Here is a 12,312-nt window from a genome sequence, read left to right on the forward strand (position 1 = left end):
TCAGGAGACGGGAGCAGCCGCGGCGGCAGTCGTAGTGGCGGGAGCGATGGCAGCGGGAGCGGCGGGGGGAACCGCTTCCAGCACGAACACCGGGATGACCCGGTCGGTCTTTTTTTCGTAGTCGGCGTAGTCGGGGAACGCGGCCACGGCCCGCTCCCACCACGCAGCGCGTTCGGTGCCGGTGACCTCGCGGGCCAGCATGTCCTGACGGCTGGGGCCATCCTGCAGCTCGATGAGAGGGTGGGCCACCACATTGCCGTACCAGACGGGGTTCTTCGGGCTGCCGCCGAGGGAGGCGATGGCGGCGTAGGCACCCTCGTGCTCCACGCGCATCAGCGGGGTCTTGCGCAGCTTGCCCGACTTGGCCCCGAGGGTGGTGAGCACGATGACGGGCATCCCGCGCAGGGTGGTGCCTTCCGTGCCTCCGGAGCTTTCGTACAGGTCGACCTGGTCGCGCACCCACCGCTGGGTGCCGGGCTCGTATTCTCCGATGAGGGGCATACGACCATTAAACGCCCTCGGTCGGTCTCCCATTCCCCGGGTTCAGCGCGGTGGGGCCGAGGCAGCGTCAGGGACGCATGCGCGGCCGGCGAGGCGCGTAGCGGGGGATGTAGCGGCCCAGAATCACGGCGCCGAACAGTCCGAACACTCCCATCACGACGCTGGCGATCGAGATGGTGGCGACCGCGGTCAGGCCGGCCACGGCCAGGGGGGCGACGGCCCCGCCCAGGTCGGCGGTGAAGCGCCATGCGCCCAGGAACGGTGCCGGGCTGGTGTTCTTCGGGGCCAGGTCGGCGCCGAGCGTCATCAGGAGGCCACTGCCGATGCCGTTGGCGAGCGACAGGATCATGGCCACGGCGACGAACCACTCCACGTTGCCGGGCAAGTCGTGTGTGAACGCGAGAATGAGGTGCCCGGCACCCAGGCCGATCATCGACGGGATGGCGGTCCACAGGCGGCCGAAACGGTCCATGATCTGGCCACTGACGTAGAAGAGGGCGAAGTCGACCGCGCCGGCGATGCCGATGATCAGGGCGATGTCGGGGACGCTGATGCCGATGCTGACCGCCCAGAGCGGGAGCAGCACCGTGCGGGAGGCGCGCATCGCCCCGATCAGGCCCGCGCCCGTGCCAAGGCGCAGGAGCACCGCTCGGTAGCCCCAGATGGTGCGGAACAGCCCCTGGGATTCCTCGGCCGCGAGCTCCCGCCCGGCCGGCACGACAGATCCGTCGGGCGCCTTCACCAGTTGAGGGCCACCGAAGGTGCTCTCGGGATCGGGCAGCAGGAGCAGCATCGCGGCCGCGCCGAGGCAACAGACCACGAACACCCAGAACACCGACTCGGTGCTGTCGGTGAGGCTGAGCAGGGCGGCGGCGATGAACGGGCCGATGAACCAGCCGGCGCGGAAGATGCCGCCGAGGGTCGACAGCGCCCGGGCCCGGTAGGCCAGAGGCACGTAGCTGGTCATGAACGCGTGGCGGGCCAGGGCGAACACGGCGGTGGCCAGGCCGATCAGGAAGATGCCGATGCCCAGCACGAGCGGGTTGGGAGCGACGATGCAGATCAGTACGGCGATGATCGTGAGCAAGGATGCCCAGATCATGGCGTTGCGCTCCCCGATGAGGGAGACCACCCAGCCGCTGGGGATGTCCCCGGCCAGTTCACCCACCATGATCATGGCGGCGATGAACCCTGCGATCGCGAGTGTGGCACCCAGGTCGTTGGCCACGATCGGGATCAGCGGGATGATCGCGCCCTCGCCGATCGAGAACAGGAGGGTCGGCAGGAACGCGGCGAGTGCGACGGAACGCATCTGGAAGGGGCGGTCGGCGTTACTCATGGCTTATCGATGTTATCCCCGGGCGGGTGTTGGTTGACGCCGGGCAGGGCATTCCGCCGTGGACGAACCGCGGCCACACGGAATGGTCAGCATGGACATTTCCAGGGTCCGGACCAGCCGCATCCGGCGCTGAAAGCGGACTCCACGAGCGGATGCGGTGACCGGGTGGCCCGGTAGGCTGGGGTCCGACATGATTGAGCTGGAATTCTCGGAGCAGATCGCCGCACTGCGGGCCACGTTCGACGACATCCGGTCGGTGATCGATATCGATCGACTCCGCACCGATATCGCCGACCTGAATGAACAGGCCGGTGCGCCCGATCTGTGGGACGACTCCGACCACGCGCAGAAGGTGACCAGCCAGCTGAGCCATCGCCAGTCGGAGCTGGCCCGCATCGTGAGCATCGAGTCCCGCCTCGACGACCTTGAGGTGCTGGTGGAACTCGCCAACGCCGAGGGTGACCAGGAATCGGCTGACGAGGCCACCGCGGAACTCGCGAGCATCACGAAGGTGCTCGGCGACCTCGAGGTGCACACGCTGCTCAACGGCGAATTCGACGTGCGTCCGGCGGTCATCACCATCCGTTCCGGCGCCGGCGGCGTCGACGCGGCCGACTTCGCCGAGATGCTGCTGCGCATGTACCTGCGCTGGGCCGAGCAGCACAACTACCCCGTGCAGGTGCTCGACGTGGGCTACGCCGAAGAGGCCGGCATCAAGAGCGCGACCATCCAGGTGGATGCGCCCTACGCCTTCGGCACGCTGAGCGTCGAGGCCGGCACGCACCGCCTCGTGCGGATGAGCCCGTTCAACTCCGCCGGTAAACGCCAGACCTCCTTCGCCGCTGTGGAGGTGGTTCCGCTGATCGAGCAGACCGAGTCGATCGAGGTGCCCGAGAACGACATCCGGGTCGACGTCTTCCGCTCCAGCGGCCCCGGCGGCCAGTCCGTGAACACGACCGACTCCGCCGTGCGCATCACCCACCTGCCCACGGGCACGGTGGTGAGCTGCCAGAACGAGAAGAGCCAGATCCAGAACCGGGCCGCCGCCATGCGCGTGCTGCAGTCCCGGCTGCTGTTGCTGCAGCGCGAGCAGGAAGCCGCCACCAAGAAGGAGCTGGCCGGGGTGATCACGGCCAGCTGGGGCGACCAGATGCGCAGCTACGTGCTCGCGCCGTACCAAATGGTCAAGGACCTGCGCACCAACTACGAGGTCAACAATCCCAGCCAGGTGTTCGACGGCGACCTTGACGGTTTCATCGCCGCCGGCATCCGTTGGCGCAAGCAGGCGCCGCAGGGTTAGAGCCTCGATCTGCGGGTCTGTCACCGGTTAGGTATGTCGGAGTAGGAATTATCAAGATGCCTGCTTAGGCTCAAGGGGCCATGATTCGTTTTGACACCATCACCAAGAAGTATCCGGGAACGAACCGACCGGCACTGGACGCCATCAGCGTCGAAGTGCTGCGCGGAGAGTTCGTCTTTCTCGTCGGTGCTTCCGGCTCGGGGAAATCGACTTGCCTCCGCCTTGTGCTGAAGGAAGACCGGCCCACCAGCGGCAGCATTCACGTGCTCGGACAGGACTTGCGGTCGATCTCCAACCGCAAGGTGCCCTATTTCCGCCGCAACATGGGCGTCGTCTTCCAGGACTTCCGCCTGCTGCCGAATAAGAGCGTTTTCGACAACGTGGCCTTCAGTCTGCAGGTGATCGGCAAGTCGCGCGGGTTCATCCAGGAAGCCGTGCCCGACACCCTCGAGATGGTCGGACTGGCCGAAAAGGCGCTGCGCCTGCCCCACGAACTCTCCGGTGGTGAGCAGCAGCGTGTTGCCATCGCCCGCGCCATCGTGAACAAGCCGCAGATCCTGCTGGCCGACGAGCCCACCGGAAACCTCGACCCCACCACCAGCGCCGGCATCATGGCCCTGCTCGAACGTATCAACGCCGCCGGCACGACCGTGATCATGGCCACCCACGAGGCCGGCATCGTCGACCAGATGCAGCGCCGCGTGATCGAACTTGTCGGCGGACGCATCGTGCGCGACGAGCGCCAGGGTGGCTACGCCACCGCGGCCATCCCCACCACCACCGCCGGCACCGGGCGCCGTTCCGCCCGAGAGGTTCCCAGTGGCTCGTCGGGTGTGGTACCTGCGGCTGCGGCACCGTCATCCATTTTCGCGCCGGCCACCGCCGCCGCCCCTGCCGCCGTACCCACTGACGAGGTTCTGCCTGCGTCGCACCCTCCCCTCACCTTTCCACCGGTTCCCGTGCCGGCGCCGGTCGCCGAGCCTGCCGCGGCCCCGTTCTCAGCCGCGAAGGGTTCGGCCGATCCGGCGCCCCTCGACGACGGATCGTCCGAGGACGCAGAAGTGGAAGCAGAAGCAGAAGCAGAAGCAGAAACGGACACAGAAGCAGAAGCGGATTCCGCCGCCGACGCTTCGATGACCGACCTGAGCCGGGCCATGACCCGGCCGGTTCTTCCGATCACCCAGCACGACGTGCCGGAGCAGTTGACCCTGGCCGAGAAGCTCGGGCTGCGCGCGCCGGGCGAAAAACCGGACCAGACCGGCGAACAGAATGTAGGGCCCACCCGATGAGACTCGGACTCGTGCTCTCCGAAGCAGCCAACGGCCTGCGCCGCAACGCCTCCATGGTCGTTTCCGTGGTGCTCGTGACCTTCATCTCGCTGACCTTCGTCGGCGCCGCGATCCTGATGCAGATGCAGATCGGCCAGATGAAGAACTTCTGGTACGACCGCGCCCAGGTGGGCATCTACATGTGCACCGCCATTTCGTCGGGTGAGACGTGCACGGCCGGGGAGGCCACGCCCGAACAGATCGACACGGTCAAGGCGCAGCTCGAGTCCCCTACCCTGTTACCGTTCATCGACAAGTACTACTTCGAGACTCACGACCAGGCCTTCGAGAACTTCAAGAAGCAGTTCGCCGACAACCCGGTGGTCGACTACGTCACCGCTGACCAGCTGAACGAAACCTTCTGGGTCAACCTCGGCGATCCCTCGCAATCGGATGTGCTCGTAGAGGCTCTGTCCGGCGTCGCCGGGGTGGAGAACGTCGCGGACCAACGAAAGTACCTGGACCAGATCTTCTCCGTGCTGAACGTTGCCAGTTACACCGCGATCGGCATCGCCGCGCTGATGCTTGTGGCGGCGGCCCTGCTGATCGCCACCACCATCCGTCTCTCCGCGTTCTCCAGGCGGCGCGAGCTGGGCATCATGAGGCTGGTCGGGGCATCCAACCGGTTCATTCAAACGCCCTTCATCCTGGAGGGTGTGTTCGCGGCTCTGCTGGGATCGCTGCTGGCGGGAGGTGCCGTTCTCGGTCTCGTGTACTGGTTCGTGCAGGGCTATCTGGGCGCACGTCTGACCAACTTCTCCCTCGTCGGCATGCAAGACGCCCTCGTGGTGGTTCCGATCCTGTTGGTGGTCGGCGCGGTGCTGGCGGCCTTCTCCGCGCAATTCGCCATCACGCGCTATCTGAAGGTCTGACCTAGTCCGCTCGGCCCGCCCCCAGAGCGCTAGACTGGTGGGCTGGTCGGCATCGCGTCCGAACACACCCACCGAGTCGAGGAGTATGCCGTGCCCAGGGAAATAGGCGAGAAGGTCGTCTCGACCAATCGCAAGGCACGCCACGATTACCTCATTGAGGAGACCTACGAGGCCGGAATGGTGCTCAGCGGCACCGAGGTCAAGTCTCTCAGGGCCGGTCGGGCTTCGCTCGTCGACGGCTACGCCTTCATCGAGAACGCCGAGATCTGGCTGGACGCCGTGCACATCCAGGAGTACGTCGCCGGCACGTGGACCAACCACCCGCCGCGGCGCAAGCGCAAACTCCTGATGCACAAGCAGGAGATCATCAAGATCAGCCACAAAACCAAAGAGGGCGGCTACACGCTCGTCCCGCTGCGGCTCTACTTCAAGAACGGCAAGGCCAAGGTGGAGATCGCGGTCGCCAAGGGCAAGAAAGAGTACGACAAGCGCCAGACGCTGCGCGAGCGCCAGGACAAGCGCGAGTCCGACCGGGCCATCTCCGCCCGAAAGAACCTCGGCGACTAGCCTTCCACCTCGTCGTATTGTAAGCTAAAGGACTGCACGATCCGAGCGATCCAACCGGGCCGTGCGGATTGACACTCAGCAGATTGAAAACTCAATAGCGTGTGACAGTGACCCACTTGAATGCCGCCATGGTGGCAGCGAGTGCACATGGGGATGATCGGTTTCGACATTGCCTGCGCAATTATGAGAAGCGGGTCGAGGATGCAGGGTTATCTCGTAAACGATCTCTGCAAAACAATAAGTGCCAAATCAAACCGCACTGACTTCGCCCTCGCTGCCTAAGCGAGCGCACTAAGAAGTCCGCCAGGCCGGGAATGCTCTCTACCCGGACCCTGACGTCATTTAGAGAGATTGCTCCTACTCTGAGCCGCGGGGTGTAGGGGGACTTAAACGAGGGCTGGGCTCGTCGGATTAGATGCCAGCGGCAAATTCCGGAGCCGAGTAGAACGATTTCACTGGATACACCCGTAGAAGGCATATGACCACAGCAGTGGACGGGGGTTCAATTCCCCCCATCTCCACCACCGGTTGCTGTCACACGTTGTGGAGCCGGAAGGCCCGACCCCTCATGGGGTTCGGGCCTTTTTGCGTCGTGGTTATGGGGGAAGATGGGCCGGGAGGAACTCAATGGCGGCTGCGTGGGTGAAGAAGTGGGTGCCGGGTATCGATACCGCGCTCAACTACCGGCGCGCCTGGCTGCTCCCTGACCTGAGGGCGGGGCTTGTGCTCACCGCCTTGCTGATCCCGGTGGGCATCGGCTACGCCGAGGTGGCCGGCCTGCCGCCAGAGACCGGCCTGTACGCCACGATCATTCCGTTGGCGGCATATGCCTTGTTCGGCCCCTCTCGCGTGCTGGTGCTCGGCCCCGACTCGGCCCTGGCGCCGATCATCGCGGCCGTGATCCTGCCGCTTGCCCTCGGCGACGACGACCGAGCGGTGGCCCTGGCGGGATTACTCGCGATCATGGTCGGCCTGATCCTCCTGCTGGGCGGACTGCTCCGCCTCGGATTCGTCACCGACCTGCTCTCCAAGCCCATCCGGGTCGGCTACCTGAATGCCCTCGGACTCCTGGTGATCATCTCTCAACTGCCGGCGCTGCTGGGGTTCTCGATCGACTCGGGTCAGCCGATTGCCGACGTGATCGCAATCGGGGCCGGTATCGCCGGGGGCGAAGTCAACCTCACCGCGTTGCTTTTCGGACTCGGGTCGCTGCTCATCATCGTGGGTCTGTCCTGGGGCAGATCTCGGATCCCCGGCGTGCTCGTGGCCGTCGTGCTGGCGACACTGCTGACTGCCGTACTCGGGCTTCACAGCACCATACCCGTCGTCGGGGCGATGCCGCAGGGCCTGCCCGCTCCGGCGCTCGGCGGTCTGGTCTGGGCGGATGTCGCCGCGCTCGCCCTTCCCGCCCTCGGCGTCGCCCTGATCGCCTTCGCCGATACGGCCGTGCTGTCGCGCACGTTCGCCGCGCGCCGCGGCGAGAGTGTCGACGGGAGTCAGGAGATGGCGGCGATCGGCGCCTCGAACATCGCGGGAGGTCTGCTCGGCGGCTTCCCCATTTCGGCGTCGTCCTCGCGCACCCCCGTTGCCGAGAGCGCGGGCGCACGAACCCAGCTCACGGGCGTGGTCGGCGCCGCACTCATCGTGGTGTTCATGCTGCTGGCGCCCGGACTCACCGACTACCTGCCCTCGGCGACCATCGCTGCTGTCGTGATCGTCGCCGCCGCCGGTCTGATCGACGTGAAGGGGTTCCTCGCCCTCGTGCGGATGAACAAAGTGGATGCCGCGCTGTCCATCGCGTCGTTCCTCGGTGTCGTGGTCGTGGGCGTGATCGAGGGCATCGGCGTGGCGATCGTGCTGTCGCTCGGGGCATTCGTGAGCCACGCCTGGCGACCCTACCGGGCTGAGCTCGGGCGCATCCGTGGGCTGCGCGGGTACCACGACCTGTCCCGTCATCCGGAGGGCGAGCGGTTGCCCGGCATCGTCATCGTGCGCTTCGACGCGCCGCTGTTCTTCGCCAACGGCGGCATTTTCGACGATTTCGTGCGTCGCGTCGTCACCGAGGCAGGGAGTGACGTGCACACGGTCATCCTGGCGGCCGAGCCGATCACAGACATCGACACGACCGCCGTGGAAGAACTTCTGGAACTCGACGATTTCCTCGCCTCACGCGGGATCACGCTGATCTTCGCCGAGATGAAGGGTCCGGTGAAGGACCACCTGCGCGACTACGGTCTCAGTCGACGGTTCCCACCGGAGCGGTTCGCGGGCACCGTGGGCGAGGCGGTCGACGAGGTCACCGGCACATTGCGCGGCGACCTCGAGGGCACCGAATGGGGCGACGAGCACTGAGGCTGCGCTGAGATTCCGCGCGGATCAGACGCCGGCAAGCCAGAGGTCAGGGCCGAAGATCTCGTAGTGGATGCGGTCGGCCGGCACACCGGACTCCAGCGCCTGTGAGCGCAGGCTGCGCATGAACGGGAGCGGACCGCACAGGTACACCGAGGCATCCGTCGGGATCGTCACGTTCTCAAGGGACATGAAGCCCTCGTGGTGGCCCTCGCTCGGGATCTCCAGCCAGAGTTCGAGCTCTGCTGCTTCCAGCAGTGCGATGTCTTCGCTCATCTGGTCGCGCAGCGCCCAGCGTTCGAGGTTGCTCTCGGCATGCAGCACGAGCACCTCGCGCTTCGAGCCGGTGTCCACCAGGGAGCGCAGGATCGATGCGCTGGGCGTGCAGCCGATTCCGGCCGAGGCCAGGATCAGCGGGCCGGTGCCCTGATCTAGGGTGATGTCGCCGCACGGCACGGAGAGGATGAGCGTGTCGCCGACCTGCACATCACGGTGCAGCACGGGGGAGACCTCGCCGTCTGCGTCGAGCTTGGTGGTGAAGACGCGGGTCGTGGCCGTGCCGGCCGACAGCGAGTACTGGCGCACCTGGCGGATGCCGTCGGGCATGGTGGCCGTGACGCTGACGTACTGGCCCGGCAGGGCAGGCGTCACGGGCGTGTCGTCGGCCGGCTCCAGGGTGAATGTGACGGCGTCGGTGCCGGCCGCTTCCTTCTTCACGACGACCCAGGGGGCGAGCGGCTTGTCACTGGCGAGACCGGCGTAAAGGCCCTTCTCCATCTTGATCAGGGCGTGGGCCATCAGCCAGTAGACCTCGGTCCAGGCGCCGGCGATCTCGGCCGTGATGACGTCGCTGAGTTCTTCGGCGATGGCCTCGAAGAGGTACTTGTAGACGATGTCGTACTGCTCGGGCGCAATGGAGAGGGAGATGTGCTTGTGGGCGATGCGGGAGAGCATGGCCTCCGGCGTGGTGCCGGGGTTCTGCACCAGGTAGGTCGCGAAGACGGCGATACTTCCGGCCAGGGCCTGCTGCTGCGAGCCGTTTTTCTGGTTGGAGCGGCTGAAGAGGCCGTCGAAGAGGTCGGGGTGAGCGGTCAGCATCCGGCCGTAGAAGTTCTTCGCGATCTCGGGCATGCGCTCGCCCACCAGGGGCAGAGTCGCTTTGATGAGGGGCAGTGACTGGGTGGATAGCATGCAAACTCCAAGCAATTGAGGGACGTACCCAAAAGTATCATTTCAAATGCTTAATATCTGGTTGTATCCCATTACCCCCGATCGGCGCGGCGCTGCGGCGGGGGTGCCAGCGTGAGGACAACGGGAGCGGGGAAGCCGATATGGGGGAGAGCCGCGATCACAAGGTCGTCGAGTTCGGCGTAGAACGCCTCCCGTGCTCGTCGGAGCCCCCCGCGGAGTCCACAGCCGCCACTGAGCGGACAGTCACCGTGGGGCGTCTCGCAGTCGGCGACATCGTCGCGGGTGTCAAGTTGGCGCAGCAGCCAGCCCACGGTGGCCGTGCGCCCGTCCGGGCTGATCCTCACTCCGCCGGTACGGCCGCGCAGTGACTCCACGAGTCCCAGCTCGCGGAGTCGCATGACGGCCTTGCTGACATGGCTGTACGGGGTGGCTACCGCCTCGGCGATGACCCGCGAGGTCTGAAGCTCGCCGTCGGGGAGCGTCGCCAGGAACATGAGCGCTCGCAGGGAGACATCCGAGAAGGCATTGATCCTCATGGGTCAACAGTATGGCCGCGGGTCAGCGCGATGCGCCGGCCAGGGTGCCGGTCACGGCGCCGGCCGGGTCGGTGATCAGGCACGAGACGTCGCGGCTGCCCGGGCCGTTCGGGCTGGTCAGGACGTCGGCGTCGGCCCAGCTCTGCGCCGTGGGGGTGAGGTAGGCGAAGTCCAGACTTGACGCCCGGTACTCGAGCAGCACGAAGTCTTCGAACAGGGAACCGCAGCCGGTTTCCGCCATTGCGGTCACGGCGTTGTCGCCGGGGAAGGCGTCGCCCGGCACCGGGAACCGGGAGAATACCTCGAACTCGTGGCTCTCGTCGCATGAAACCCGCGGAACGATCGATGCGTTCACGTCCAGTCCCTCCGAAACCTCACGCAGGCAGTCTCCGACGAGAAGGTCGGCCACAGCGGTGACCTCTCCGAGAGCGGATGCCGGCACGGCAGCCACGCTGCGGACCGGCGTCGGCAGCATGTCGCCGATCACGCTGCAGCCGGTGAGGCTGCCGGTCAGGACGCTGGCCGCCGCGATCAGCAGGGTCAGGGTTCCGGGGTGCGTGCGCGGCGGGATCATCGGTTAGCGGGTCGGCGCGCTCGGGGACGCGGGGGCATCCGTGGTGGTGGTCGCGGTGCCGAGGGCCCGCAGAGCCGGCTCGTGCAGCAGGCCGTTGGTGGCCAGAGCGCTGCCGTGCCAGGGGCCGGGCCGGCCGTCGGCGGAGGAGAACCGGCCGCCGGCCTCCTGCACGATCGGGGCCAGGGCCGCGAGATCGTATGGCTGCAGGTCGTATTCCGCGACGATGTCGAGCAGACCCTCGGCGAGGAGCATGTACGACCACATGTCGCCGTAGGCGCGGGTGCGCCAGACCTGGCGGGACAGTGTGATCAGCTCGTCGAGGTGCCCGGTCTGGTCCCACTGCTGGATGCTGTTGTAGCTGAGCGAGGCGTCGGCGAGCTCGGCCACGCCGGACACGGCCAGGCGCACGGGGTCGGCGCCGGGCGTGCGCTCGTCGGTCATCCAGGCGCCGCCGCCGGTGCGCGCCCACCAACGCTTGCCGAGGGCTGGGGAGCTCGCCATCCCCACCACCGGATCGCCATCGACGGCGAGGGCGATCAGGGTGCCCCAGATCGGGATGCCGCGCAGGAAACCGGCTGTGCCGTCGATCGGATCGATGATCCATTGCCGCACGCTGGTGCCCTCGGTGCCGAATTCCTCACCGAGGATGCCGTCGGCCGGGCGCCGCTCGGCCAGGGCGGTCCGGATCGCGCGCTCCACGGCCTGGTCGGCGTCCGTCACCGGGGTGCGGTCGGGTTTGGTCGTCACGACGAGGTCCATCGCGGTGAACCGGTCGCGCGAGATCGCGTCGGCCAGATCGGCGAGCTCGGTCGCGAGCTGGAGGTCGTCATCGAGGGAGTACTTCTGGGGCTGGGTCACAGACCAAGACTAGTAATTTTGGCGCGACTCTCCGGTTTGTACCTCGATTGGCGCCGAAGGCAATCGTGCTGTTAGTATCTAGAGTCGGTTCGGGTCACCCTGGGTCGGAGAGTAAAGAAACACGCACCTCTAGCTCAATTGGCAGAGCAACTGACTCTTAATCAGTGGGTTCCCGGTTCAAGTCCGGGGGGGTGCACCGCGAGGCCCCTTTCATCAGGTTTTCACCAAATGGAAGGGGTTTTTTTGTGCCCTCCTCAGGTGTCCTCCCTAGGTGCTCGAGCCCGTCGAGACCCGGTCAGGTGATCCCTGGAGGCTCCCGTCTGACCTCCCCTCTCCCGGCGCACGGTGAGGAAGCAGGCGCACGTTGGAACGTCCGCCACGGTCCATAACCTGCGCCGCGAGACCGACACGCCGACCCCAGACCATATCGGCATGCCAGCGCGACCTCCGCGTTCTGCTACTAGAACAAAGATCTGAATTTATCACAGCAATTGATGCATAAGTCTCGACTATACGTACCCGACGAGGTATCCTCATAACATGACGAACCTCGCGGATGACCTCAGGCAGGCGGCCGATGCCGTCGCCCTGCTGGGCTCCTCGAGCGCCGACCTCGCGGCTCTTCCCGACGCCGAGGCTTTGGCCGGCCAGAAGCGGATCGCCTGCGCGCGCCGTCTGCTCGACACCTATGCCGCGTTGATGGCCGCAACCATCGCCCGCCGGTCCCGCCCGGAACTCGGCCACTCGGGGCTGGCCGCGCAGCAGGGGTTCCTCTCGCCCGAGGCCCTGATCCAGAACTGGACCGGCTCGTCCACAGGTGACGCCTACAAGCTGGTCGCGGTCGGCACGATGATGGCCGACACCGAGGCGGCCGACAAGCTGGTCGAAGAGGCACTC

11 protein-coding genes, 1 tRNA gene, 1 other RNA gene and 1 pseudogene are annotated in these 12,312 nt (G+C 66.3%); 8 read left to right on the plus strand and 6 right to left on the minus strand.

Going from position 1 to position 12,312, the window contains the following annotated elements:
• Together E3T40_RS10000 and E3T40_RS10005 are read right to left on the minus strand one after the other, a co-directional pair.
• Complete coding sequence (locus E3T40_RS10000; RefSeq protein ID WP_104171590.1) at positions 1–501, minus strand: nitroreductase family deazaflavin-dependent oxidoreductase; 501 nt, start codon at positions 499–501, stop codon at positions 1–3.
• 67 nt (positions 502–568) lie between these two features.
• Positions 569–1,840 (minus strand): MFS transporter, encoded by a 1,272-nt coding sequence (locus E3T40_RS10005; RefSeq protein ID WP_104171591.1) that lies wholly within the window; start codon positions 1,838–1,840, stop codon positions 569–571.
• Between the two features lie 190 nt (positions 1,841–2,030).
• On the opposite strand from E3T40_RS10005, the gene prfB reads away from it, so the two are divergent.
• The 6 genes from prfB to E3T40_RS10035 all read left to right on the plus strand — a co-directional run bounded on the left by prfB (position 2,031) and on the right by E3T40_RS10035 (position 8,259).
• Positions 2,031–3,140 (plus strand): peptide chain release factor 2, encoded by a 1,110-nt coding sequence (gene prfB, locus E3T40_RS10010; protein ID WP_104171700.1) that lies wholly within the window; start codon positions 2,031–2,033, stop codon positions 3,138–3,140.
• A gap of 80 nt (positions 3,141–3,220) precedes the next feature.
• On the plus strand, positions 3,221–4,429 hold the full coding sequence (gene ftsE / locus E3T40_RS10015; RefSeq protein WP_134543323.1) for a cell division ATP-binding protein FtsE: 1,209 nt from the start codon (positions 3,221–3,223) through the stop codon (positions 4,427–4,429).
• A complete protein-coding gene (gene ftsX / locus E3T40_RS10020) occupies positions 4,426–5,340 on the plus strand; it encodes a permease-like cell division protein FtsX (RefSeq protein ID WP_104171593.1) in 915 nt (304 codons plus the stop codon). Before ftsE ends, ftsX begins: the two co-directional genes overlap by 4 nt.
• 90 nt (positions 5,341–5,430) lie before the next feature.
• Positions 5,431–5,907, plus strand: a complete 477-nt coding sequence (smpB, locus tag E3T40_RS10025; RefSeq protein WP_104171594.1) for an SsrA-binding protein SmpB — start codon at positions 5,431–5,433, stop codon at positions 5,905–5,907.
• A gap of 149 nt (positions 5,908–6,056) precedes the next feature.
• Positions 6,057–6,431, plus strand: a transfer-messenger RNA (tmRNA) gene (gene ssrA / locus E3T40_RS10030).
• Between the two features lie 103 nt (positions 6,432–6,534).
• Entirely contained in the window at positions 6,535–8,259 is a 1,725-nt protein-coding gene (locus E3T40_RS10035) for a SulP family inorganic anion transporter (protein ID WP_134543325.1), read from the plus strand.
• A 24-nt stretch (positions 8,260–8,283) separates the two neighbouring features.
• Here E3T40_RS10035 and E3T40_RS10040 read toward each other — a convergent pair whose 3' ends face one another.
• From E3T40_RS10040 to E3T40_RS10055, 4 genes are all read right to left on the minus strand, one after another.
• On the minus strand, positions 8,284–9,447 hold the full coding sequence (locus tag E3T40_RS10040) for a globin domain-containing protein (RefSeq protein ID WP_134543327.1): 1,164 nt from the start codon (positions 9,445–9,447) through the stop codon (positions 8,284–8,286).
• A 71-nt stretch (positions 9,448–9,518) separates the two neighbouring features.
• Complete coding sequence (locus E3T40_RS10045; protein WP_134543329.1) at positions 9,519–9,983, minus strand: Rrf2 family transcriptional regulator; 465 nt, start codon at positions 9,981–9,983, stop codon at positions 9,519–9,521.
• A gap of 22 nt (positions 9,984–10,005) precedes the next feature.
• Positions 10,006–10,557 carry a septum formation family protein gene (locus tag E3T40_RS10050; RefSeq protein WP_134543331.1) on the minus strand — a complete coding sequence of 184 codons (552 nt, stop codon included), beginning with the start codon at positions 10,555–10,557 and terminating at the stop codon, positions 10,006–10,008.
• Between the two features lie 3 nt (positions 10,558–10,560).
• Complete coding sequence (locus E3T40_RS10055) at positions 10,561–11,415, minus strand: inositol monophosphatase family protein (RefSeq protein ID WP_104171599.1); 855 nt, start codon at positions 11,413–11,415, stop codon at positions 10,561–10,563.
• A gap of 123 nt (positions 11,416–11,538) precedes the next feature.
• On the opposite strand from E3T40_RS10055, the gene E3T40_RS10060 reads away from it, so the two are divergent.
• Positions 11,539–11,611: transfer RNA gene (locus E3T40_RS10060), tRNA-Lys, on the plus strand.
• A gap of 344 nt (positions 11,612–11,955) precedes the next feature.
• A pseudogene (locus tag E3T40_RS10065) lies at positions 11,956–12,312 on the plus strand (hypothetical protein); the annotation flags it as partial.

The sequence above is a fragment of the Cryobacterium sp. TMT1-19 genome (assembly GCF_004403055.1).
GTDB lineage: Bacteria > Actinomycetota > Actinomycetes > Actinomycetales > Microbacteriaceae > Cryobacterium > Cryobacterium sandaracinum.